This window comes from Streptomyces caniferus (assembly GCF_009811555.1).
Lineage (GTDB): Bacteria > Actinomycetota > Actinomycetes > Streptomycetales > Streptomycetaceae > Streptomyces > Streptomyces caniferus.
In genome coordinates this window covers 4,678,816-4,702,433 of the sequence record NZ_BLIN01000005.1, presented here as the reverse complement: position 1 = coordinate 4,702,433, position 23,618 = coordinate 4,678,816, and the positions used below count along the sequence as shown (strand labels likewise).

The 23,618-nt window shown below is 71.1% G+C and carries 24 protein-coding genes and 1 tRNA gene; 16 read left to right on the top strand and 9 right to left on the bottom strand.

Features of this window, described 5'->3' with window-relative positions:
- Nucleotides 1-38 precede the first annotated feature (38 nt).
- Nucleotides 39-674: a uracil phosphoribosyltransferase gene (gene upp / locus Scani_RS37140; protein ID WP_159482044.1), complete on the bottom strand. Its 636-nt coding sequence runs from the start codon at nt 672-674 to the stop codon at nt 39-41.
- Nucleotides 675-850: 176 nt separating this feature from the next.
- Between upp and Scani_RS37135 the strand changes: the two genes are divergently transcribed.
- The 4 genes from Scani_RS37135 to Scani_RS37120 all read left to right on the top strand — a co-directional run bounded on the left by Scani_RS37135 (nt 851) and on the right by Scani_RS37120 (nt 2,652).
- Nucleotides 851-1,069, top strand: a complete 219-nt coding sequence (locus Scani_RS37135) for a hypothetical protein (protein WP_159482043.1) — start codon at nt 851-853, stop codon at nt 1,067-1,069.
- A gap of 211 nt (nt 1,070-1,280) precedes the next feature.
- Nucleotides 1,281-1,835: a tRNA adenosine deaminase-associated protein gene (locus tag Scani_RS37130; RefSeq protein ID WP_159482042.1), complete on the top strand. Its 555-nt coding sequence runs from the start codon at nt 1,281-1,283 to the stop codon at nt 1,833-1,835.
- Between the two features lie 69 nt (nt 1,836-1,904).
- A complete protein-coding gene (locus tag Scani_RS37125; RefSeq protein WP_246296375.1) occupies nt 1,905-2,486 on the top strand; it encodes a nucleoside deaminase in 582 nt (193 codons plus the stop codon).
- A 79-nt stretch (nt 2,487-2,565) separates the two neighbouring features.
- Nucleotides 2,566-2,652, top strand: a tRNA-Ser gene (locus Scani_RS37120).
- A gap of 124 nt (nt 2,653-2,776) precedes the next feature.
- Here the strand turns inward: Scani_RS37120 and Scani_RS37115 are convergent.
- A complete protein-coding gene (locus Scani_RS37115) occupies nt 2,777-3,562 on the bottom strand; it encodes a GAF domain-containing protein (protein WP_246296373.1) in 786 nt (261 codons plus the stop codon).
- Between the two features lie 291 nt (nt 3,563-3,853).
- Between Scani_RS37115 and Scani_RS37110 the strand changes: the two genes are divergently transcribed.
- Nucleotides 3,854-4,069: a hypothetical protein gene (locus Scani_RS37110; protein WP_159482041.1), complete on the top strand. Its 216-nt coding sequence runs from the start codon at nt 3,854-3,856 to the stop codon at nt 4,067-4,069.
- 268 nt (nt 4,070-4,337) lie between these two features.
- On the opposite strand, the gene Scani_RS37105 is transcribed toward Scani_RS37110, so the two are convergent.
- Complete coding sequence (locus Scani_RS37105; protein WP_159482040.1) at nt 4,338-4,820, bottom strand: hypothetical protein; 483 nt, start codon at nt 4,818-4,820, stop codon at nt 4,338-4,340.
- 33 nt (nt 4,821-4,853) lie between these two features.
- Nucleotides 4,854-5,633 carry a DUF2127 domain-containing protein gene (locus Scani_RS37100; RefSeq protein WP_159482039.1) on the bottom strand — a complete coding sequence of 260 codons (780 nt, stop codon included), beginning with the start codon at nt 5,631-5,633 and terminating at the stop codon, nt 4,854-4,856.
- Nucleotides 5,634-6,421: 788 nt separating this feature from the next.
- On the opposite strand from Scani_RS37100, the gene Scani_RS40160 reads away from it, so the two are divergent.
- From Scani_RS40160 to Scani_RS37075, 6 genes are all read left to right on the top strand, one after another.
- Entirely contained in the window at nt 6,422-6,586 is a 165-nt protein-coding gene (locus Scani_RS40160; protein ID WP_164993001.1) for a hypothetical protein, read from the top strand.
- Between the two features lie 131 nt (nt 6,587-6,717).
- Entirely contained in the window at nt 6,718-7,011 is a 294-nt protein-coding gene (locus tag Scani_RS37095) for a Dabb family protein (RefSeq protein WP_159482038.1), read from the top strand.
- Nucleotides 7,012-7,234: 223 nt separating this feature from the next.
- On the top strand, nt 7,235-8,044 hold the full coding sequence (locus Scani_RS37090) for an RNA polymerase sigma factor SigF (RefSeq protein ID WP_026169670.1): 810 nt from the start codon (nt 7,235-7,237) through the stop codon (nt 8,042-8,044).
- A 190-nt stretch (nt 8,045-8,234) separates the two neighbouring features.
- Nucleotides 8,235-9,071, top strand: a complete 837-nt coding sequence (locus Scani_RS37085) for an RNA polymerase sigma factor SigF (protein WP_159482037.1) — start codon at nt 8,235-8,237, stop codon at nt 9,069-9,071.
- Nucleotides 9,072-9,560: 489 nt separating this feature from the next.
- On the top strand, nt 9,561-10,400 hold the full coding sequence (locus Scani_RS37080; protein WP_246296371.1) for a hypothetical protein: 840 nt from the start codon (nt 9,561-9,563) through the stop codon (nt 10,398-10,400).
- Nucleotides 10,401-10,621: 221 nt separating this feature from the next.
- Nucleotides 10,622-11,095, top strand: a complete 474-nt coding sequence (locus Scani_RS37075; RefSeq protein WP_159482036.1) for a VOC family protein — start codon at nt 10,622-10,624, stop codon at nt 11,093-11,095.
- A 147-nt stretch (nt 11,096-11,242) separates the two neighbouring features.
- Here Scani_RS37075 and Scani_RS37070 read toward each other — a convergent pair whose 3' ends face one another.
- Complete coding sequence (locus Scani_RS37070; RefSeq protein WP_246296369.1) at nt 11,243-11,794, bottom strand: MarR family winged helix-turn-helix transcriptional regulator; 552 nt, start codon at nt 11,792-11,794, stop codon at nt 11,243-11,245.
- A gap of 57 nt (nt 11,795-11,851) precedes the next feature.
- On the opposite strand from Scani_RS37070, the gene Scani_RS37065 reads away from it, so the two are divergent.
- Nucleotides 11,852-13,180 carry an amidohydrolase family protein gene (locus Scani_RS37065; RefSeq protein ID WP_159482035.1) on the top strand — a complete coding sequence of 443 codons (1,329 nt, stop codon included), beginning with the start codon at nt 11,852-11,854 and terminating at the stop codon, nt 13,178-13,180.
- A 210-nt stretch (nt 13,181-13,390) separates the two neighbouring features.
- Here the strand turns inward: Scani_RS37065 and Scani_RS37060 are convergent, their stop codons facing one another.
- Together Scani_RS37060 and Scani_RS37055 are read right to left on the bottom strand one after the other, a co-directional pair.
- Nucleotides 13,391-14,365, bottom strand: coding sequence for an AraC-like ligand-binding domain-containing protein (locus Scani_RS37060; protein ID WP_159482034.1), 975 nt, complete (start codon nt 14,363-14,365; stop codon nt 13,391-13,393).
- 428 nt (nt 14,366-14,793) lie between these two features.
- Nucleotides 14,794-15,012 carry a hypothetical protein gene (locus Scani_RS37055; protein ID WP_159482033.1) on the bottom strand — a complete coding sequence of 73 codons (219 nt, stop codon included), beginning with the start codon at nt 15,010-15,012 and terminating at the stop codon, nt 14,794-14,796.
- Between the two features lie 357 nt (nt 15,013-15,369).
- Here Scani_RS37055 and Scani_RS37050 point away from each other — a divergent pair, with 357 nt between their 5' ends.
- The 3 genes from Scani_RS37050 (at nt 15,370) to Scani_RS37040 (ending at nt 19,548) form a co-directional block, all read left to right on the top strand.
- The gene (locus Scani_RS37050; RefSeq protein ID WP_159482032.1) at nt 15,370-15,843 is read left to right on the top strand and encodes a MarR family winged helix-turn-helix transcriptional regulator; all 474 of its coding nucleotides are present in this window, start codon (nt 15,370-15,372) and stop codon (nt 15,841-15,843) included.
- Between the two features lie 92 nt (nt 15,844-15,935).
- The gene (locus tag Scani_RS37045) at nt 15,936-18,452 is read left to right on the top strand and encodes an MFS transporter (protein ID WP_459565506.1); all 2,517 of its coding nucleotides are present in this window, start codon (nt 15,936-15,938) and stop codon (nt 18,450-18,452) included.
- A 253-nt stretch (nt 18,453-18,705) separates the two neighbouring features.
- On the top strand, nt 18,706-19,548 hold the full coding sequence (locus Scani_RS37040; RefSeq protein ID WP_159482030.1) for a YceI family protein: 843 nt from the start codon (nt 18,706-18,708) through the stop codon (nt 19,546-19,548).
- Between the two features lie 84 nt (nt 19,549-19,632).
- On the opposite strand, the gene Scani_RS37035 is transcribed toward Scani_RS37040, so the two are convergent.
- Nucleotides 19,633-20,403: a TetR/AcrR family transcriptional regulator gene (locus tag Scani_RS37035; protein ID WP_159482029.1), complete on the bottom strand. Its 771-nt coding sequence runs from the start codon at nt 20,401-20,403 to the stop codon at nt 19,633-19,635.
- A 144-nt stretch (nt 20,404-20,547) separates the two neighbouring features.
- The gene (locus tag Scani_RS37030) at nt 20,548-22,146 is read right to left on the bottom strand and encodes an MFS transporter (protein WP_159482028.1); all 1,599 of its coding nucleotides are present in this window, start codon (nt 22,144-22,146) and stop codon (nt 20,548-20,550) included.
- Nucleotides 22,147-22,358: 212 nt separating this feature from the next.
- Between Scani_RS37030 and Scani_RS37025 the strand changes: the two genes are divergently transcribed.
- On the top strand, nt 22,359-23,561 hold the full coding sequence (locus Scani_RS37025; protein ID WP_159482027.1) for an IS110 family RNA-guided transposase: 1,203 nt from the start codon (nt 22,359-22,361) through the stop codon (nt 23,559-23,561).
- Nucleotides 23,562-23,618 lie beyond the last annotated feature (57 nt).

Sequence of the window (23,618 nt, the reverse complement as noted above, 5' to 3'; positions counted from 1 at the left end):
GGCCCGGACCATGTTCAGGCGGGGCGGGCGCGGCGCGTTCAGCCGGCCGTGCCGTACATCCGGTCCCCGGCGTCGCCGAGGCCGGGCACGATGTAGCGGTCCTCGTTCAGCCGCTCGTCGACCGCCGCGGTGACCACCGTCACCGGCGTACCGGCCAGCTCCTGCTCCATGACCTCGACGCCCTCCGGCGCGGCCAGCAGACAGATCGCGGTGACATCGTCCGCACCGCGCTTGATCAGCTCACGGATCGCCGCGACCAGCGTGCCGCCCGTGGCGAGCATCGGGTCGACGACGTACACCTGACGGCCCGAGAGGTCGTCGGGCATCCGCGTGGCGTACGTGTGCGCCTCGTACGTCTCCTCGTTGCGGACCATGCCCATGAAGCCGACCTCGGCGGTGGGCAGCAGCCGCACCATGCCGTCCAGCATGCCCAGACCGGCCCGCAGGATCGGCACGACCAGCGGGCGCGGATGCGACAGCCGCACACCGGTGGTCGCCGTCACGGGGGTCTCGATCTCGACCTGCTCGGTGCGCACATCACGGGTGGCCTCGTAGGCGAGCAGGGTGACCAGCTCGTCGGCGAGCCGCCGGAAAGTCGGGGAGTCGGTGCGCTTGTCGCGCAGTGTGGTGAGTTTGTGCGCCACCAGCGGGTGGTCGACGACGTGGATCCGCATGACATCGACAGTAACCGAGCCCGGAGGGCCCCCGCGCCCTCCCTGCGGCACCCGGCGGCCGCGCACCGCTGCGGTGTGTGGGCGGCATCAAACCGCCGAAAGGAGGGAAAGTGGGCACGTACGCCCGATCAGCCGTCCTGCCGTCGGGCGAAGAACCCGCCCGAGGTGGTGTGCGTGTGCCCGACCGCAAGCGGACCGATGACACCGACAACGCCGTCTCCGGCAGCGAACGCGCTGCCCCGGACGCCGGGGCGGAGGCGGCGCGCCGACGGCGCCGCGCACAATTTCTGCGGGAACTGCACGAGGCCAAGGAGCTGCGGAACCGCGTCCAGCCGCGTCGCGCACGCGCCGAACGGATGCGCCAGGCCCTGCGGATGCGCACATTCCGCTGGTAGCGCACCCTGTTCCGCTGAGAGCGAACCACCGTCGCGCTCCCGCCCGCGCTGCGGCACGTGAGCGACATCTCGCACAACCTCCGCACGACGCAGCGCCGAAGACCCCGCGCGAACGCGTTGTTTCTGCCACGATTCCGAAGGGGGCGGGACCAACGGCGTGCAGCGCCGCCCCGCCCGGCCCGGCACGCCTATGACCAGTGGGAGAGTCACGGTGTACTTCGCCGCACTGCTCGCGCGCACCGAAGACGGGTGGGAAGCGAGCGATACGGAGCTCGACGATGTGGAGACGCTGACCGATCTGGCCGATCTGGCCCGAGAGGCGGCGGTCGACGACGACACGGTGGTGGCCTTCATCGAGCAGGAGGACGCCTGGTTCGGCGTCGTCCGGGTGGACGGCGAGGACGACCCGCGGGTCTTCCTCTCCAACGCCGCCGCCGCCGCCAAAAGCTCGTACGGCGCGATGCTGACCGACGAGCTGCTCGGCCGCGATGAGGACGATGTGGCCGACGACCTCGACAGCCTCGACCTGGACGGCACGGAGGACGGCGAACCCGAATCGAACGACAACAACGACCACGTGGACGACGACGATCCCCTGGAAGCGGTGAACGGCTCGGACGGCCCGCCGCACGGCCCGCTCGGCGATGCCGCCCTGCTGGCCGACCTGGGGGTCAGCGAGAAGGAGCTGCTGGCCCTCGACGGTGATGCGCTGAGCACCATCGCCGACTCGCTGGGCTGCACGGAGGTCCTCGAAGCCGTGCGCTGAGCCGGCCGGGCCGGGCCCTGTCCTCGGGGCCCGGCCGCTGCCCCCGGTCGCGTCCCCGACACTGGGGACATGACCGTCCCCCCATCCGCCTCTCACCCCTCCCCCGCGCCCGACCCGCTGCGCGATCCGTGGATCGCACCGATGCGGCAGGCGCTGGACGAGGCCGCCCGCGCCCCCGGGACCGGTGACGTCCCGGTGGGCGCCGTCGTGCTGTCCGCGGACGGCACGGTCCTCGGCACCGGCCACAACGCACGGGAGGCCACCGGCGATCCGACCGCCCATGCCGAGATCCTCGCGCTGCGGGCGGCGGCCCGGACCCTGCGGGAGGAGGCGTCGCGCCCGGGATCTCCCCGGACGGCCCCCGGAGGCGACGCCGCCTCGGCGGGCGGCGGGCGACGGGCGGGCGAGTGGCGGCTGACGGACTGCACCCTCGTCGTGACCCTGGAACCGTGCACGATGTGCGCCGGGGCGATCGTGCTCTCCCGTGTCGACCGCGTCGTCTACGGCGCCCGCGACGCCAAGGCGGGCGCGGCCGGCTCCCTCTGGGACGTCGTCCGTGACCGACGTCTCAACCACCGCCCCGAAGTCGTCACCGGCGTCCTGGAAGCCGACTGCGCCGCCCTGCTGACCGACTTCTTCCGCGACCGCTGACCTGCGGCCCGGCCCCGCGCCGGCCCCTTCCCGGAATCCGATTTCGGCGCACGGCCCCCCTTGGGCTAAGCTCTCTCTCGGTAGCGTGTCCGAGCGGCCGAAGGAGCGCGCCTCGAAAGCGCGTGAGGGGGCAACTCCTCCGTGGGTTCAAATCCCACCGCTACCGCTCAGAGGACGAGGGCCCCGATCTTTACGGATCGGGGCCCTCGTCGTCTCCGGGAGCACGGCGCGGACCGACGGCGCGGCGCAGGTTCGGTCAGGCCCCCGCGCAGGACGCAGGGCGCCGGGAACTACTTCTTCACCGCCAGGGCGACGCCCAGCATGCGTGCGAAAACCCCGACCATGGTCACATCGTCCTGATGCAGATCTCCGGGCCTGAGGCCGTCGACCGCCAGCACTCCGAACGATTCGTCCCCGACTTTCACCGAACAGGCGATATAGGTCTTGTAGCTGTCGCTGTCGGGCTTTAACGCGGCAGGCAATTGGTCGACATTTCCCACGAACGTACTGGTGCCGTCGTCGAGCAGCTTCAATAACTCTTTTCCGCGGAGGTCGGTCTCCCGGAACGTCGTCACGGGCGCGACGTTCCGGCCCGACCAGAGGCTGTTTCGGCACTTCACCTCGCGCTGCCCGAGAGGCGTACCGGGAACCTGCTCCAGAAAGCAGGCCCGTACGTCCTGAGGGCCGATCAGAGAAGCGGTGAGCGAGACGATCGCCTGTTTGGTCTGCTGCTGCAGTGCGGTCCGTTCGGCTTTCGTGGAGCTCGAAACGATCTGGCCGAGGTTGGAGGCAAGAGGAACGAGCACATCCTCGAAAGCGCGCCGCTGATTCTTCGTCGCCGCTTTCGCGGCTTCGTTCGCCGTGGTCACCCGACGGCTGGCCAGCCACACCGTGGCGACCGTGGCGACCGACCCGACCCCCGTGATCACCCAGAACAACCATGTGGCCATGTCCAGCCCAATGACCATTTGAGCCACATACGCCAGGACCGCCAGAGCACCGGCGGAAAACGCACCCCACCCCATATGCAACCCCTCCCCTGTCCCCAACCCCAGGCTGCGTGTGCTGTCACGCACGATACACACAGAGTAGTCTCATCGGGCGAAAATCGTTTAGTTCAGGGGTGCTTCGGGTATCCCTCGGCTACTGTGTGATGCCGGATAAGGGCGATGTGCTCGGCTTGCACAGATGCACGTCGTGATGGGGCTGCTCGCGACCGCGCCGCGAGTGGCCAGTGGTAGTGATCTCGCTGGGGGCATATATCGGCAGCTCGCGGCGGGTGTTCACCTCGGGGGTTAGGGATGGAACTTATGCCCGACCACCGCGACAAACGCACACGCGATGCAGAATCCGGGGGGGATTCAGTCATGAGTACGACTGCAGGTGTCTGGAACGGCGTCGCCTTAGAAACGGACCCGCGCATCGGGGAGTTTCAAGCCGACCCTGCCGCGTATATGAAGCAGCACGCCGGAGCATGGCGTTCGGGTGACCTGGCGCAGGAGCAGGCCCGCATCCTCAAGCAGAAGAACCAGTCGCTACGACTGACGCTGAGAGCGTTGCTGGGCCGCTTGAGCAGCAAGTGACCCGACCGAGGCCGTAGTCGACCGGAGCGAGCCCGGCATCGCCGGGACACCCCGGGCCGGTGGCCATGTCGCCACCGGCCCGGTCCTGCGTCGCCCTGCGCCGCCGTTTGTCGGTGGCCGGCAGCGCCCCTTGCTCCGGCGACCACGGGCCGCGTCAATTCCCCGGAAATGTCGTCGTGTTGTTGCCCGCCCGAGGCGGCACACGCAAAAGCGGCGCGCCCGCCGGAACGGACGCGCCGCGGGGGCCTCGACGGCCCGAAAGGCATGACTAGTCGTTGCGCCGGTTCCGCGCCGCGCGGCGGAAGAAGCGCACGATCAGCCAGATCACCAGGATCACGACGACGACGAAGAGGACGAAGAGCACGATCAAGAAGATGCCGAGCTTCTTGAAGAAGCCGCCCTTCTTCTTGACCTTCGACTTCCACTTCGACTTCTTGGACTTCTTGGCCTTGAAGACCGTCTTGAGCGGGGCCGAGTGGTGCGCGCTGTGGTGGCGGAAGCCGACGGCCTGCGCCGGGGCGGCCGCGAGCCGGGAGGCGTCCGCGCTCCGGCTCGGGGCGCTCGCGGTGACCGCCGCTCGGGCGCCGTCCACCGCGCCGCGGCTCGCCGCCGTGGCCGGGGCGACGGCCGCGGCCAGCAGGCCGACCAGCAGCGCCAGCACGACGGCCGGCCGCCGGCGTGCCAGCGGGGACCGGGCACTTCGCCGGGCGGCCGCGTACGACGAATCGGGCTCGTGCGATACGGAGTTCATGGGCATTCTTCGTTTCCCCCTCGGATCGAGCGTTCAGCCATTATGGGCGGTGACGGGTACTCCGGCCGAGATCTCGACCTCCATAAGAGAGGCGCTGTGCCGCTCCTCGTCGAAGGCCGCGCGGCCGCCGCGCAGCCCGAAGAGCCGCTTGGTGAGCGCGATGTAGAGCACCGCAAGGATGTTGACCACCAGCGTGGCGATCTTGAGCCAGCTGACCTTCTCGGTCAGCTCGTAGATCTCCAGCGGCAGGAAGGCCGCGGTCGCCACCACCGTCAGGTACTCCGCCCAGCGCTTGGCGCGCCACAGGCCCACGCCCTCGACGATCTCCACCAGGGCGTACACCACCAGCAGCGCGGCCACCAGCATCAGGGTGGAGTGGCGGTAGCCGAAGGTCTTCTGGATGGTGCCGACGACCGGTGAGTGGTCCAGGTCGTAGTGGAAGTGCCGGGCCACGGGGCGGAGCACGGCGATGTACTCGTCGAAGAACCGGCGGACCGCGTCCTTGCGGTTGCTGAACTGCCATACGCCGACGGCGGCCAGCACGATGAACACTCCGCGCACCGCCCGCTCGACGGCCAGGAACCGCAGGATGAACAGATCACGCAGGACCTTGCCGCGCGGGACCAGTGGGGCGTCGGCGGCCGGGCCGGAGCCGTGCGGGTCGCCGAGGGCGAAGTCGCCGCACCGCAGACAGCGCCAGGCCTCGCCGAGCGCGGTGTCCGCGCGCAGCTTGTCCCGGAGGTGCTCCTCGTGCGGGAGGTAGGTGATGTGCCCGCGGCGCGCGCAGGTACGCCGGTCCCAGTCGATCTTCATCGTTGGCGCCTGTGTTCCTTTCGTCGTCCCACGCGGCCCCATGCCGCGGCGCGGCGCGCTGCCGCGCCCCGTTGTGTCGCGTACATGATGCATGCCGCGTGCCGACCAGGTGCTCCGAGGCGTATGACGTCCGAGGGCGTCCGAGTCGTACGGGGTGGGAGACGCCGAGGGGCTTCCTCGTGGTTGCAGAGGGGTGGCAGGGCGAGGTGCGTGGTGGCGGATGCGCCGGGGCGGGCCGGGAGGCGGCAGTGGTCACTCGGCGGGAACCCGCGGCTGCGGACCCCGCAACCCGTGCACGGCGACGCCCGGCCCCCCGCCCACGACGGAGCCCCGCCGCCGGGCCGTGTCCTGGGACCCCCCGTGGCATCCAGGGGCGGCTCGGAGGCGGGGCTCCTGTCGGTCGGGAGCGGCGTCAGGAGACGTCCGCTCCCCCCGGTGCGGACCGAACCCCCCAGTCCGCGCCGCCGTCACGGGGACGGACCTGGCGCGGACCCCGCAGTGAGGTCCTGGTCCCGGGGCCCGTGGATTCCTGCCAGACCCACGGGGCCACCTCTTTCATGGTGCCTGGGTGACCTGTCCCAACAGGCAGGCAAAGGGCCTGCTTTGGCAGGCCTTTGGTCCATAAAGTCCGGATCAGCGCCGACGCGCAGGCGGGATGGCCGGCAGACCGGTTGCGGAAGCCCCGTGGGCACGACTCCCGTGATCGAACACGTGTGGTTACACTCGCCCGACTGCAACCGGGAGGTGCAGGTACTGCCGTAGGGGACTGCGTAGGGGAGACGGGACTGATGGCGCAGGCGAAGAAGATCGCGTTGTACATGGTCATCGTCTTCGTGCTGTACACGATCATCACGTCCCCGCAGCGGGCCGCCGAAATGGTGCAGATAGGCTTCGAGGGCATCTCGTCCGCCGCGCAGGGCGTCGGCGAGTTCATGACGCAGCTGATCAAGTAGGGACCGTTCGGCCCGGCCGCGGCCCTGGAGCCGCCCGGGGGACCGGACCGGCCCGCGATCGGCCGGCGCCCCAGCCCCGGCCAGCCGGCTCACCGGACCGGCTGCGCCTCGTCCGCCGCACGGAGGCCCCAGTGATCCGCCACCTGGTCCTGTTCAAGCTCAATGAAGGTGTCTCCCGCGACGAGGAGCGGGTGCAGGCCGGCGTCCGCGCCTTCGCGGCGCTGGAGGACGAGATTCCGGAGCTGACGTTCTGGGAGTGCGCCTGGAACATCACCGACCGTCCGATCGCCTACGACTTCGCGATCAACTCGGCCGTGGCCGACACGGACGCCCTCAAGCGCTACATCGAGCACCCGGCCCACCAGGCCACCGCCGCCCAGTGGCGCGAATTCGCCACCTGGGTGATCGCCGACTACGAATTCTGAGCCGCGGCACCCCCGCGCCTCGTTCCACCGAGCCCCTCGCCCCCCGTGGGCGGGGGGCTTCGCCGTACCCCCGGGCGCCCCCCACTGCCCACCGGCCCCGCGGCCGCCCCATGCCCGCCCCAACTCTCTGTTCAACACGGCGTTATGGGGTGCTTGCACACAGTGCACATGTCTTGTGATGCTATGACCGCTTTTGCCGGATACATGCACTGTGAAGGGTGGCGTGACCGTGACGGCCCGTACTGCGCCCAAGGCTCCATCCCGCGAGAGCCGTAGCGCGGACACGCGGGCGCTCACGCAGGTGCTGTTCGCGGAGTTGACGGACCTCGAGCCCGGCACCCCCGAGCACACCCGGGTCCGTGCCGCACTCATCGAAGCCAATCTGCCGCTGGTCCGCTATGCCGCGGCGCGTTTCCGCAGCCGCAATGAGCCCATGGAGGACGTCATCCAGGTCGGCACCATCGGCCTGATCAACGCCATCGACCGCTTCGATCCGGACCGGGGCGTCCAGTTCCCCACCTTCGCCATGCCGACCGTCGTCGGCGAGATCAAACGCTACTTTCGAGACAATGTCCGCACGGTCCATGTACCGCGCCGCCTCCACGAGCTCTGGGTGCAGGTCAACGGCGCGACCGAGGACCTGACGGTGCTGCACGGCCGCTCCCCCACCACCGCCGAGATCGCCGAGCGACTGAAGATCGGCGAGGACGAGGTGCTGGCCTGCCTGGAGGCGGGCCGCTCGTATCACGCCACCTCGCTGGAGGCCGCCCAGGAGGGCGACGGCCTGCCCGGTCTGCTCGACCGCCTCGGATACGAGGACCCGGAGCTGGCCGGCGTCGAGCACCGCGACCTCGTGCGGCACCTCTTGGTCCAGCTGCCCGAGCGCGAGCAGCGGATCCTTCTGCTGCGTTACTACAGCAATCTGACGCAGTCACAGATCAGTGCGGAGCTGGGGGTGTCGCAGATGCATGTGTCGCGGCTACTGTCGCGGAGCTTCGCCCGACTGCGATCCGCAAACAGGATCGACGCGTAGCCGGGACGAGCGACCCGATCCTGCACAGATATGTCGACAAGGCGCTACAGCGTGTTGCCGACATGTGACATTCTGCAGGAACCGCGTTTGCCGTAGCGCTGCCTCCGGTATTCAGGTGGAGGTATCACTCCTCGGTCCGCCCCGGTCCGAGGACGCCGCAGCGACCCGACCGCGACCTCAAGGGGGTGGCATGTCCGTAGAACTGGGCAGCTCGAAGGTGCTTCCCGCGATTCCCGCGCCCGCACCACACGTGCATGACGACGACGCCATCAACACCCGCACGCTCTCCCGCTCCCTGTTCCTGCGGCTGGCCTCGCTCGACAAGGACTGCACGGAACGTACGTACGTCCGTGACACGCTCATCGAGCTGAACCTCCCGCTGGTGCGCTACGCGGCCGCCCGCTTCCGCAGCCGCAACGAGCCGATGGAGGACATCGTCCAGGTCGGCACCATCGGCCTGATCAAGGCGATCGACCGTTTCGATTGCGAACGCGGCGTGGAATTCCCGACGTTCGCGATGCCGACCGTGGTCGGTGAGATCAAGCGCTTCTTCCGCGACACGTCGTGGTCGGTACGCGTCCCGCGTCGGCTCCAGGAGCTCCGGCTCGCCCTCACCAAGGCCAGCGACGAGCTCTCCCAGAAGCTGGACCGCTCCCCGACCGTCCCCGAACTGGCCCTGTGCCTGGGGGTGTCGGAGGAGGACGTCGTCGACGGCCTGGCCGTCGGCAACGCGTACACCGCCTCCTCGCTCGACTCGCCCTCTCCCGAGGACGACGGCGGCGAGGGCTCCCTCGCGGACCGCCTCGGCTACGAGGACAGCGCCCTGGAGGGCGTGGAGTACCGCGAGTCCCTCAAGCCCCTGCTGGCCAAACTCCCGGCCCGCGAGCGCCAGATCATCATGCTGCGCTTCTTCGCCAACATGACGCAGTCCCAGATCGGCGAAGAGGTCGGCATCTCCCAGATGCACGTCTCCCGCCTGCTCACCCGCACCCTGGCGCAACTGCGCGAGGGACTCATCTCCGACTGAGGAACGGTCCGCCGGGGGGCCGCAAGGCGCTCCGCGCCGCTCGGCGGACAGTTGCAAGGACGTGGGAGGAATGCGGGGGCGTGGCGCGGAAGCGTGCGCCCCGGCTGCTTGATCCGCTCGTACGGCACTGCTTGTCGTACGGCGCCGCTCGTACGGCCCGTCGCACGATCCCGCCGGTACGGCCCCGTCGTACGCACTGCTCGTACGACGCTGTCGCCTCTCGCCCGTACGGCCCCTTCGTAGCTCCGTGGGCCCGGTGGACCGCTGTTCCCTCTTTCGCGCTCCTCGTCCGTGACGGCCTCATGGCCTCCGAACGTGGCGCGCCGACCGCGGACTTGGCAGGGGCTTGCCCTCCGCCGCCTCCCTGAGCAGAAGCTCGTGCGGAGCGGAGTCACGCGCTTCCGGCCACGCGAGGACCGCGATCCGGCCAGATATCAGCCGTGCGTCCCCTCTCTGTACACCTGACGCACCGTCAGTGACACTGACCCGATGCGACGGACGACGACTGTGGCCGCCGCCTCCGCGGCCGTGCTGTGTCTGGGTTCCCTGGTGGCGGGTTGCGGAAGCACGGCCGACGAGGGGTATGTCGCGGTGGGCGCGGCAGGCCCCGCCGATGGCCGTGCACCGTCCCGGGCCGTACCACCGGAGGGCGGCGTCGTGCTGACTCCGCTGGACGGCGGGGACGGCCGCGGCGGCGGTAGCAGCAGCGCCCGCGGACACGGGAAGAGCGGCGGCGGCAGCGTGCGGAGCGGCACGGCCCGGACGGAGTCCGCCGGCCGCGGCACGGGGGACGAGGCCGGCGGCACGGGTGAACCCGGCAGCCCCGGCGCAACCGGCGCCCCTCGCGGCCCCTCCGCACCGCCCGCCGGAACACACACCGGCCACGGCCACGGCGGCGGCCCGACGCCCCCGGCCTCGCCGAGCGCTCCCAACTCCCCGACCCGTCCCGGAGGTTCCACCCCGCCGCACGGCTCCCCCGCTCCCGAACCGCCCTCCCCCACCATCCCGGCCGGTCCTGGCGCTCCCGGCGGCCTCCTGATAGGCAGGCCCGCCCTCGCCGGCACCGGTGTCCGCTGGTGCCAGCAGGTGTCCCTCGACTTCCTCAACAACGGCGACCGGCCCGTCACCGCCGGCACCGTCACCTTCGGCACCCACGTCATCGGCGCCCTCGGCATCGACTGGGCCACCCTCACCTCCACCCGCGCGCTTCCGCTGCCGCTCGCCGTGGGCAGGAAGCAGACGGGCACCTGGCGGGTGTGCGTGGACAGCTGGCGGGTGCCGCTGGACATGCACCTCGACACCAAGGACGTGAGCTTCACCTGGAAGTGAGGGCTCGGGACCCCGTCCCCTCCAGCCCCGCCGGTCCTCTCCCCCGTCCGCTCCCGGCTGCCCGCTCGCGCCCGCCTCCCGGGTCGGCCCGGTGGCTGAAACTCGCCCCTGAAGGGCGAGCCGAATGAGCTTCCCGGAGAGCGATGAGTTCCGACCGGTGGGACGGTCTGAAGAGGCACAGACGCAGCCACCGGCAGCGCCCCCGTCCCAGGGAGAAGACCATGCCCCAGATCACCCCCAACCTGTGGTTCGACACCCAGGGCAAGGAAGCCGCAGAGTTCTACTGCGCGGTGTTCCCGAACTCGGAGATCAAGAACGTCACGTATTACAACGAGGCAGGTCCGCGCGCTGCGGGGACCGTGCTGACGGTCGAGTTCGAACTCGACGGCCAGGCGTACACGGCGATCAACGGCGGCCCCGAGTTCACCTTCAGCGAGGCCGTCTCCCTGCTGATCAACTGCGCCGACCAGGACGAGATCGACTACTACTGGGCCAAGCTCTCCGAAGGCGGCGAGGAGGGCCCCTGTGGCTGGCTGAAGGACAAGTACGGCCTGTCCTGGCAGGTCGCGCCCGGCGGTATGGCGGAGCTGCTGAACGATCCGGACCAGGAGCGCGCCACCCGCGCCATGAAGGCCATGCTCGGCATGCAGAAGATCGACATCGCCGCGCTCCAGGCGGCGGCCGACCAGGCGTAGGCCGGGCGCCCGGGACCCCGGGCGTCGGTGACGCGCCGCGCGAGCCCCGGGCCGGCCACGGTCCGGGGCTCACCGACGCGTACCGCGAGCGGCCCCCGTCCGGGACGCGTCCCCGCGGGCCGGGCCCGGGGCCGCCGGCGGGGCGCCTCAGGACCGGCTGCGGTTCCGCCCCGTCCGCAGTGATCGCGGTACGGGGCGGCGGTTCACGCCCACCTCGCGCAGCGCCCGCGCGGCGGCATGCACGGCAGCAGGCGACGCCTCGGCGAAGACCGCCTCATGGGCGTCGGCGGTGGCGCACACGGCGCGCTCGGCGGTGCGCACCCCGTCCGGTGTCAGCCGGATCATGGTGCTGCGGCCGTCGTCCGGTGAGGGCTCGCGGAGCACGAGTCCGCGGCCGGCGAGGTGGCTGACGACGTTGCTGATGCCTCCGGAGGACAGCAGCAGCGCGCGGACCAGCTCGTTCGGCTTCATGCGGTAGGGCTCACCGGACCTGCGCAGGGCGGCCAGGATGTCGAATTCGGCGACGGTCAGGCCGAGGCCGGGGAGCACCCCGCGGGTGGCCGCGTCCAGGGCGCCGGCGAGCTGCACTATCCGCTTCGACAGCTCCGTCGTCGGGCGGAGCACATCCGGCAGCTCGGTCCGCCAGGCGCTCAGCAGCGCATCGACGGGGTCGGGGACTGGTCCGGATGCCGCGGTCACTCCGACAGGATAGCTTTCTATAAAGCTTTCTTCCGAACGTGTAGAGGGTGACTTGCCATGGGAATCGAGCACCACCACACACCGCGACTGCTGCTGCGCGGCGGTCTGGTCATCGACACCGCCCCCCACCCCGTCGTCCACCCGCACACCGACGTCCTGGTCGAGGCGGGCCGGATCGCCGCCGTCGGCCCCGATCTGCCCCTCGACGACACCGATACCGGCCTGGAGGTGATCGACGCCCGCTCGATGGTCGTACTGCCCGGCTTCGTCGACGCCCACCGGCATCTGTGGCAGGGCGTGCTGCGGTCCGCCGCGGTCGACGAGAGCCTTGACCACTACCTCCGCCGGATTCTCGGTGACCTCGGCGCCCGCTGCACGCCCGCCGACGTGTACACCGGCAACCTCCTCGGCGCGCTGGAGTGCCTGGACTCCGGGGTCACCACCGTCCAGGACTTCTCCCACGTCCAGCACACGCCGGAGCACACCGCGGCCGCCGTCGAGGCGCTGCGGGAGGCGGGGATCCGGGCCGTCTTCGGCTACGGGTATCCCGTCTTCGACGAGGCCGCCCGGCAGGCCGACTGGGTGCGCAAGGCCCGCACCGACCACTTCCCGTCGCGCGAGGCGCTGGTCACCATGGCCCTGGCCCCGGTCGGCCCCTCGTTCGCTCCCCCGGAGGCCGTGCGCGAGGACTGGCTGCTCGCCCGCGAGCTGGAGCTGCCCCTCGCGGTCCATGTGAGCGCCGGACCGGTGGCGCAGCGGCCGATCGCCGCCCTGCAGGAACAGGGGCTGCTCACCGCTGGCACCCTGTACGTCCACGGCAACTCGCTGCCCGACTCCGAGCTGCGGCTGATCGCCGAATCCGGCGGGGCGGTGGCGATCACACCGGCGATCGAGGCCTCGATGCGGTTCGGCGCGCCGATGGCGGGACGGCTGCGCCGGGCGGGCATCACCACGGGGCTGGGCGCGGACGCGGTCACCTCGGCGCCGGGCGACATGTTCTCGCAGATGCGCGCCGCCTTGATGAGCAGTCACTTCGACGAGGACGACGCCGCTTCCGGAACGTCCACGATCAAGGCGGCCGATGTGCTGCGCATGGCCACCACGGAAGGGGCCACGGCCCTCGGTCTGGGCGACGAGGTGGGATCACTGGGCATCGGCAAGCGCGCCGACCTCGTCCTGCTGCGCGCCGATGCGCTCAACCTCGCCCCGGTGGCGCACGATCCGATCGGCGCGGTGGTGACCGCCGCACACCCCGGGAACGTCGACACGGTCCTGGTGGCAGGACGGGCGGTCAAGCGCGACGGGCGTCTTCTGTACGACAACCTCGGCGGCGTTCTGGCCGAGGCCCACCGCGCGGTCGAGCGCCTCGGGGCGCCGAGTGCCTAAGGGCTGTCCCGTAATCCCTGGTGGATCAGCGCACGGCGTCAGCTGCGCGGGGTCACCTGCCGGCGCGTGCCAGGGGGTGCCGTAGCCGTCGTCGTGCATCCGCCAGGGATTCCGGGACAGCCCTTAGGGACTGTCCGGCGGCTCACCCATGATGTCGGATGCGACCGGCGCGTTGTTGGCGCTCCGTGCACAACTGTGTTGGCAGTGCGTTCACTTGTGGCTGTGGAGGGCCTGGTGCCGGTGGTCCTTGGGCGTGGTGCCGTAGGCGGCGCGGTAGGCGCGGCTGAAGTCGGTGGCGCGGGGGAATCCCCAGCGGGCGGCGATTGCCTGGATGGGGGTGGCGTGGAGTGCGGGGTCGGTGAGGTCGCGGCGGGCCGCCTCCAGGCGCCGGCGGCGGATCCACTCGGCGACCGTGGCGTCCTCGTCCCGGAAAAGACGGTGCAGATAACTGGTGGAGATGTGGTGCGCGGCGGCGATCGCGGTCGGGGTGAGGTGCGGGTCGTGCAGGTGCTCGCGGATGAACGCCTGGATGCGCAAGGTGAGGGTCCGTCGGTGGGTCTCCGGGGGGAGGCAGGCGCCCGCTTCGAGGAGATGGGCGAAGAGCGCGGCGGCCAGATCGGTCAGGACCGTGCCCAGTCGGGGGCCGTCGGTGGGCTGGTACGCGGCGGTGTCCTCGGTGAGTTGGATGAGGAACCGCGCCAAGAGGGCGCCCATCCCCTCCCGGGCCGACACCGGCACCCCGATGATCCGGCGGGCCGCGTCACGCGGCAGCGGCACCAGGGCCTTGGGAATCTCCAGCGCCACCGTCGAGACCGGGGCCCCGATGCTGTGCACGTCATTCGGCAGCGAAGAGGAGTTGACGAGCAGGTCATCCGGCTTGTACTGGGTTTCCCGGTGCCTCCACACACCTGACCCGGTCCCGCGTACGACAAGCGAAAGATGGTAGGTCTCGGGGTCGGACTGCCGGATCAGCTTCGGCGTCCGCCGGAAGACCAGCGGCTGGAAGGCGAGAGACCACACGGTGACACCACCGAGGTCCAGGACGCGTTGGGACGCCCGGAAGTCGTCGGCGTAGCTGCTGCGCAACTCCATCGGGGCATGGCTACGGCCCAGGAGCTCGACCCAGTAGTCGAACCGGTCCGGCGCAGGCACATCGTCGCTCCGGAACACTGTCTCGTCCAACAACAGTCTTTCCCCGTTTCTGGAGCCGCGGGTCGAAGGGCTCCCATGCGGTGGGCACGGTGGACCGGACGCCCCGGTTCCATGCCGCGGTGGTCGGGAGGGTGAAACGCCCACGATCGCAGCTCCAGGAAGGCCGGGGCCCGATCCCGGCCCAAGAGAGGTGGCACCGCCCCGCGGGCGAACGAGAGAGCCCTCCTCGCCCGGTCGAGGAAGCGCCGGACCCACCCTGCCCTCACCGTCACCTGCCGGTCACAGCGGCCGCGCCAACGACCCTTCCGCCGCCCCGAATCCCCCTCGACGGCAAAGCCGCCCGCCTCGTACGGCCCTGCCCCCTCACTCCCGAGCGCCCAGCGGCACAGTGCTCGGACAGCGCGAGGGCCCGGCATCGCGATGCCGGGCCCGTATACGTGAAGAGGCGGTGCGGGGGCTCGTTACGCCAGCGCCAGCCAGGCGGCGCCCGCGACGACCAGGATCGCGACGATCACGCCGACGATGACGCCCGCCCGGGGGCCGGACGACTGCTGCGGGGCGGGGGCGCGGCGGCTGCCGGCCTGAGGGGTGCCGCCCTCGTCCACGAAGGCCCGGAACATCTGCGTGCTGCCCGCCGGGTCGTAGTTGCCGCCGGCCTGGTTCTGCGGGTTGGTCGCCATGGGGAAGGACCCTAGCGAACCAGGGGCGGAGCGGCACCCTTGGGGCGCTTGTGGAACTCCCGCGAAGGCGCCTACGGAGCGGGGTCGGGCCGGGTACGGCGCGTGGGCGGGAGCGCGGGCGGGTCGTCTGGGGGTGTCCCGCTACCGACCGGTATCGGCCACGGCCCGGCACCAGGCCTCCGACCTGCACCTTTGCAGGCGACGTCACCCCGGTTGGCTGATTACCGACGCAGACTTTCCGTTCCCTTTACTTCAACCGTGGACGATTCGTTTGCCTTCAGCAACCAACTTTGCTTATGGTTGCCCCAAGCAACAAAAGATGTTGATGCGATGTGCGATGGATGCGTGGAGGAACCCGTGGCCGCCCACAGTCAGTACGAGGAGCTGGCCAGGCAACTCAGCGCCATCGGTGCCGTCAAGCGCGAAATGGGGCGGATGCTGCCCCAGGAGTGCCCGCCCGCTTCGGCCGGGGTGCTCACCCTTCTCGACCGGCACGGCGAGATGCGGATGAGCCAGCTCGCCGAGCTGCTCGCCATCGACATGTCGGTGACCAGCCGGCACGTCGCCCATGCCGCCGAGCGCGGCTGGATCGAGCGGAAGCCCGATCCGGCGGACAAGCGGTCGCGGCTGCTGCGCCTGACCCCGAGGGGGACGGAGCTCCTGGAGGAGCTCGCCGAGCGCTACACCGCAACGCTCGCCCGGTACCTGGACGACTGGTCCGACGCCGACGTCGGACACCTCGTCGAGCTGCTCGCCAGGCTCCGCACGAGCTTCGGCGACTGCCGCACCAGGGCGCATCACGACTCCACCACCCGTACACCCGCAGGATGAAAAGGAACCACATGGCTACGACCACACCAGCCGGTGTGCGGGGCGGCCACGCCAGGCACGGAGGCGGACACCACGCCTCCGACGGAGCCCCTATGACGCACCGTCAGATCATGGAGGCGCTGTCCGGGCTGCTGCTCGGCATGTTCGTCGCCATTCTGTCGTCGACGATCGTCTCCAACGCACTGCCCGAGATCATTCATGACCTCGACGGCGGACAGAGCGCCTACACCTGGGTCGTCACCGCCTCGCTGCTCGCGATGACCGCGACCACCCCGCTGTGGGGCAAGCTCTCCGACCTGTTCAGCAAGAAGCTGCTGGTCCAGTTCGCACTGATCATCTATGTCGCGGGCTCGGTCGTGGCCGGTCTCTCGCAGAACACCGGCATGCTGATCGCCTGCCGGGTGGTGCAGGGCATAGGCGTGGGCGGTCTGTCCGCCCTGGCCCAGATCGTGATGGCCGCGATGATCTCGCCGCGCGAGCGCGGTCGGTACAGCGGCTACCTCGGCGCCACCTTCGCCGTCGCCACCGTCGGCGGTCCGCTGCTCGGCGGTGTCATCACCGACACCGACTGGCTCGGCTGGCGCTGGTGCTTCTACGTCGGTGTGCCGTTCGCGGTCATCGCGCTGATCGTGCTGCAGAAGACCCTGAAGCTGCCCGTCGTGAAGCGCGAGGGCGTCAAGGTCGACTGGGCGGGCGCCTTCTTCATCAGCGCGGCGGTCTCGCTGCTGCTGGTGTGGGTGACGCTGGCCGGTGACAAGTACGACTGGATGTCGTGGCAGACCGCCGCGATGGTCGGCGGCGCGGTCGTGCTCGGCGCGATCTTCGTCTTCGTGGAGACCAAGGCCAAGGAGCCGATCATCCCGTTGCGGCTGTTCCGCAACAAGACGATCACCCTGGCCTCGCTGGCCTCGCTCTTCGTCGGTGTCGCGATGTTCTCCGGCACCGTCTTCTTCAGCCAGTACTTCCAGCTGGCGCGCGACAAGTCGCCGACGATGTCCGGCGTGATGACGATCCCGATGATCGGCGGCCTGTTCATCTCGTCGACCGTCTCGGGCCAGATCATCACCAAGACCGGCCGCTGGAAGGCCTGGCTGGTCTCCGGTGGCGTGCTGGTCACCGCGGGCCTGGGCCTGCTGGGCACCATCCGCTACGACACCGAGTACTGGCACATCGCGATCTTCATGGCCCTGATGGGTCTGGGCATCGGCATGATGATGCAGAACCTGGTGCTCGCCACGCAGAACCAGGTCGCCCCCGAGGACCTCGGCTCCGCCTCGTCCGTCGTGACCTTCTTCCGCTCCCTCGGCGGTGCGGTGGGCGTCTCGGCGCTCGGTGCGGTGCTCGCCAACCGCGTGACCCACTACGTCAAGGACGGCCTGGCCGAGCTCGGCCCCAAGGGCGCGAAGGCCGCCGCGCACGCCGCCGGCAACAGCGGCGGCGGCATCCCGGACCTGGACTCCCTCCCGGCGCCGCTGCGCACCGTGATGGAGAGCGCCTACGGTCATGGTGTCGGCGATGTGTTCCTCTACGCGGCGCCCTGTGCGCTGCTCGCCTTCCTCTTCACCCTGTTCATCAAGGAGGTCGCGTTGAAGACGCGTGGCGGACTGTCCCAGAGCTCGGAGGGCGCGGACGCCGCGGCCACCCCGTCGGAGACCGTCGTCCCGGACCTCGCCGCCGCTACGGCGCCGGTCGAGGAGCGGGAGCCCGCCCTGGTGGGCGCGCCGTCGCCGGTCGCCGACGACCTGCACACGCCGTCCTGGGCGCAGCCGGCCGCGGCGACGGTCGCCCAGCCGCTGGCGGCGTACGCCTCGGCCGGCGGCGGGGACGCCACCCCGGCCGGTCCCGCCATCCACGGCTTCGTCCGCAACGCGGAGGGCCGCCCCGTACCGCGCTCCGCGGTGACGCTGATCTCGCTCAGCGGGCGTCAGCTGGGCCGCGCGGTCGCCCAGGCCAACGGCTCGTACGTGCTCGACGCCCCCGGCGCCGGTTCGTACGTGCTGATCGCCGCGGCCGACGGCCACCAGCCACAGGCGTCCACGGTCGTCGTCGGCGACCAGCCCCACGGCTACGACATCCTGCTCAGCGGCACCAGCGGTCTCGCCGGCCAGGTCCGCAGCGCGGCCACCGGCGCGCCGGTCGAGGGCGCGATGGTCGTCGTCACCGACGTCCGCGGAGAGGTGCTGGCCACCGGGACGACCGGCGCCGAGGGCTCCTTCGCCTTCGACGAACTGGCGCCCGGGACCTTCACCGTCGCCGTGAACGCCCTGAACCACCGCCCGGCCGCACTGCCGGTCGAGATCGGCGGCCAGGGCACGACGCGGATCGAGATCGAGCTGCTGTCCGGCGCGCGGGTGCAGGGCATCGTGCGGGCCGGCGGTCCGGACGGCGCCCGGCCGCTGCCCGACGCACGGGTGACGCTGGTGGACGCGGCGGGCAACGTCGTGGCCACCTCGACGACCGGGGAGGACGGCGCCTACGCCTTCACCGACCTGGACGCCGGCGACTACACGGTCATCGCGAGCGGCTACCCGCCCGTCGCCACCGGCCTGGCGGTCGGAGCCCACGGGGTCGACGGCTACGACGTCGAACTCGCCCACCCCGGGGACTGAAACCCCCCGGGCCCGGGGATCCACCCCGGGAGCAATACCCCGGACCGGGGCGCGCGTTGAGCGGAGACGCGCCCCGGGCCGGACCCCAGGGCTCCGGCGGCGGCGCTGCGCACAGGCAGGGGACGGCCTGCACGCCGCCGTCCGGAGCCCGACACTTCCCGGGCCCCCGGGCCTCTCCCCCGCTCCCGGCTTCGGCCGGGCGGGGGAGGGCCGGGGAGCACGGGACACCCACCAGCAACAAACGGGAGAGGCAATGGCTTCGACGGGCGCGGGAGCTGCGGGACTGAGAGCGCAGGTCCGCACACGCGACGGCTGGGCGGTCCAGCACGCCGTGCTGACCGTCACCGACATGACGGGCGCGCAGGTGCTGCGCGCCGCGGCGGACGACGAGGGCGCCATCCGCAGCGAGGAGCCGCTGCCCGCGGGCCCGTACACGGTCATCGTGACGGCCGTCGGCTACGCACCGGTCGCCTCCAGCGCGATCGTGACGGCGAGCGGCCGGATGGACGTCGGCAGTGTCGTCCTGGCGCGGCAGGGCGGGGCCGAGCTGCCGCCGCCCGGGGCCTGGACCATCGACCCGATGCACTCGACGGTGGCCGCGGTCGCCCAGCACCTGGGGATCTCCAGCGTGCACGGCCGGTTCACGGAGTTCAGCGGCCGGATCGAGATCGCCGAGGACCTCGCCGCCTCGCGCGTCGAGGCGGTCATCAAGGCCACGTCCATCGACACCGGCAACGGGATGCGCGACGGGCACCTGCGCTCCGAGGACTTCCTGAACGTCGAGGAGTTCCCGGAGATCACCTACCGCAGCTCGGGCCTGGCACCGGCAGGACCGGACCGCTGGACGGTGCACGGCGAGCTGTCGCTGCACGGCGTCGTACGCCCGGTGGCCCTCGACCTGAGCTACCTCGGCACCGGCCCCGACCCCTGGGGCGGCGTGCGCGCCGCGTTCCGCGCCACCGCGGAGCTGCGCCGCGAGGACTTCAAGATGAACTACAACCAGGTCGTCGCGGCCGGTATCGCGGCGATCGGCACGACCCTGAAGGTGGAGCTGGACATCCAGGCGGTGCAGGGGGAGAGCCTGCCGATGGGGTGACCCGGGCGACCGGGGCGGCGGCCCCGGCACCCACCGGCGCAGGGGAGAAGGCCCCGGGCTTCGCGGCCCGGGGCCTTCGTCGCGTCAGTTCCCCGGCCGGTCCCGCATCGCCTCGATCCCCGCGATCTGCAGATCGAGGGCGAAGGCGAAGTCCCGGTCCAGCATCTCCACGGCGCTGTGACCCCGGCGGAGGTGGTCGGCCCGGGTGGACGGCTCCAGCATCTCGGCGAACTCCGGCCGGTCCGAGAGCGCGGCGACGACCCGTTCGAAGTAGTCGTCGAGGCTCATGCCCACCGCGCGGCAGCGGGCCTCGTGGGTGGCCCGGATCGTGGAGAAGCCGTAGACGAAGTGGAAGAGCGACGCCAGCGCGCCGGTCATGCGGTCCGCGGGCAGGCCGGTGCGGCGCATCACCCGCTGGGTGGCGTTGGAGAAGGCCGTCGAATGCGGGCCGATGTTGAGGAACTCGCCCAGCAGCCGGGCCGCCCAGGAGTGGCCCAGCAGCATGTCGCGGTAGCCGACGGCGAGCGTGCGCAGCTGGTCGCGCCAGTCGGCGTCGGCGTCCGACGCGTCGGGCAGGGTCATCTCGCCGGCCACCGCGTCGACGGCCAGTTCCAGCAGGTCGTCCTTGGTGTCGACGTACCAGTACACGGACATGGCGGTGACGCCGAGTTCGGCGGCGAGCCTGCGCATCGAGAACTTCGACAGGCCCTCGGCGTCGAGCAGCCGGACCGTCGCCGCGACGATCTTGTCGAGGTCGAGTCCGGCCGGCTGCTCCGCCTTCCGTTTGAGCGGGGGCCGTTCGGTCAGCCAGACGCTGTTCGGCCGCTTCCCGGCGCGGTCGTCCGTCGCTGCCATGGCGCCCCTCCCTGTCCTTACGCGTCTTCGACGTCGTGGGTGGCGTCGTCGAGGTCGGCGTCGGTGTCGTCATCGGTGACGGCACGTACGGGTGTCATACGTGCCGCCGGTACGCGCCGTTCACGATCACATACCGAGCCGATGCTATTCCGCCGCCGCGGCGGCCGGTTGCGCACCGGGAGGCGCAGCGGGCTGCGCCGCGTCCCGCCCGGCCCGCTCCGCCCGGCGCAGCAGGACGGCGGCGAGCAGCCCGCCGAGGAAGACCGCGGCCGCGCCGACCAGCTGGCTGGTGCCGATGCCGGACGCGAAGGCGTCGTGGACGGCGGCCCGTTCGCCGTCCGTACGGGTCCGGGCGAACGCCGCGGGCAACGACCCGGCGCCCGCGGCGACCAGCGGAAGCAGCGCCGCGAAACGGGAGTTGAGGACCGCGCCGAGGACGGCGACGCCGAGGCCCTGGCCGAATTCCATCAGGGTGCCGTTGACGCCGGCCCCCACGCCGGCCTTGGCCGGGGGGATCGCGGACATGATGGCGTTGGCCATCGTCGGCATGGCGAGCGCGATGCCGACGCCCATCATGACCAGGCCGCACAGCATGCCGCCGTAGCCGGCGCCGCCCAGCAGGGAGACGGCGGCGAGGCCGGCCGCGAGCAGCGACATCCCCGAGACGATCATCCCGGGGGTGCCGAACCGGCGGATCAGCCGGGCGCCCAGGCCGGTGAAGTTGACCAGGATGACGGTGACGGCGAGCGGCGCCATCCGCAGCCCGGCGTCCAGCGGCCCGTACCCGAGGACCAGTTGGAGGTGCTGGGTGAGCAGGAACATCGAGCCGCCCATCCCGAAGGCGACGAGGATGCCGCCCGAGACGGCGCCGATGAACCGGCGGTTGCGGAAGAAGTGCATGTCCAGCATCGGGTGCGGGACGCGCAGCTCCCACAGCGCGAAGGCGGCGAGCCCGGCGACGCCGATGGCCGCGGAGATCAGCACCCGGCCGGACAGCCAGCCGGAGATCGGCCCGGAGATGATCGCGAAGACCACTCCCACCATGCCGATCATGGACAGCAGGGCGCCCAGCAGGTCGACGGGGGTCCGCGCCGCCGGGTTCGTGCCCGGCAGGGCGAGGCTGTCGCCGCGGCTGGTGGATTCGGGGACGAGGGCGGCGACGGCCACCAGCGAGATCACCGCGACGGGGAGGTTGACCAGGAACAGCGAGCCCCACCAGAAGTGGTCGAGCAGGGAGCCGCCGATCAGCGGGCCGGCGGCGAAGCCGAGGGAGTTGACCGAGCTCCAGATGCCGATGGCCCGGGGGCGCTCCGCGTCGTCGAAGATCTGCATGACGACGGCGAGGGTGGTGGTCACCAGCAGGGCCCCGCCGATGCCCATACCGGCGCGTGCCGCGATGAGCAGGCCGGGTGACGTGGCGAGGGCCGCGGCGAGCGAGGCGACGCCGAACAGCGCCAGGCCGACGAGGAGCATCTTCTTCCGGCCGTAGCGGTCGGCGGAGTTGCCGGCGATGAGCAGCAGACCGGACTGGACCAGCGAATAGGCGTTGATCATCCACTGGACGTCGGCGGTGGTCGCGCCCAGCTCCTCGGTGAGGGAGGGGATGGCGACGTTCAGGACGGTGTTGTCGAGGATGACCGTCAGCTGGGCGAGGCAGATGACGGCGAGGATCAGCCAGCGGGCGGCGGGCCGGCCCGGCGGCTGGAGGACGGCGGGGGTGGCGTCGGAGGCCACGGAGGGCATACGGGCTCCGTAAGTTGTTAGGCGGCCCGGGAGGGCCGGATGTGGCTGATGCGGGCTTGCCAGTGGTGGCTCACAAGGAGTGGCCGTCCGGCTCTCCGGGGCGCCCTGGCTGCTGATTGAGATGTGCGCGCCTTGTGCGGTCGCTGATTACGGAGCGGACAGCGGGGTGTTCCTCGGGCCGACGGCACGCTGTGCGGAACGAGGAGGGGCAAGTGAGCACGCGACAGGCCCAGGTCTGGGCCGGTGTCGACGCGGGCAAGGGGCACCATTGGGCGGCGGTGGTCGATGAGACCGGCGCGACGGTGTGGTCGAAGAAGATCGACAACGATGAGACGGCGATCCTTACCGCGCTCGGCGAGATCCTCGACCTTGCGGACGAGGTTCACTGGGCCGTGGACATCTCCGGCACGTCCTCGGCGCTGCTTCTGGCTCTGCTCGCGGCCCACGGCCAGCAGGCCGCCTACGTGCCCGGACGCACCGTCAACCGCATGTCGGGCGCCTACCGGGGCGAGGCCAAGACGGATGCCCGCGATGCCTACGTCATCGCCGAAACCGCCCGTCACCGAAGGGACTTGGCTGCGATCGACGTGCCTGCGCAGCTTGCCGCCGACCTCGCACTGTTGACCGCCCATCGAGCCGACCTTGTGGCCGACCGGGTGCGGATGATCAACCGGCTTCGCGACGTGCTGACCGGCGTCTTCCCCGCCCTGGAGCGGGCCTTCGACTACAGCAGCCACAAGGGCGCCCTGGTCCTGCTGACCGGCTACCAGACCCCCGCAGTGATCCGCCGCCGCGGCCGGGCCCGGCTCACAGCCTGGCTGGCCAACCGCAGCGTCCGAGGCGCCGACATCGTCGCGGCGACCGCGCTGGAAGCCGCCCAGGCCCAGCACACCGCGCTGCCCGGCGAGGATGTCGCCGCGCAGATCGTGGCTGACCTGGCGGCGCAGATCCTGGCCCTGGACGACCGTCTGAAGCGGATTGACAAGCAGATCCGCGAGACTTTCCGCGATCATCCGCAGGCAGAGATCATCGAGCCCCTGCCCGGCATGGGTCCGATCCTGGGGGCGGAGTTCGTGGTCGCCGCCGGCGACTTCGCGGCCTACGACGACGCCGGCCACCTGGCCTCGGCGGCCGGGCTGGTGCCCGTCCCACGCGACTCCGGACGACGCACCGGCAACCTGCACCGGCCCAAGCGTTACAGCCGCCGCCTGCGACGGGTGTTCTACCTGTCCGCGCAGACCAGCATCATCCGCGAGGGCCCGAACCGGGACTTCTACCTCAAGAAACGCGGCGAGGGGTGCAAACACGTCCAGGCCGTCATCGCCTTGGCCCGCCGACGGGCCAGCGTGCTGTGGGCACTCCTGCGCGACAACCGTGTCTTCACCTCCGCCCCGCCGGTCGCGCAGGCGGCTTGACTCAGTCATTGAGACTCCCTGTACGGTGCGAGCGGAGACTTACACCGTACAGGGACG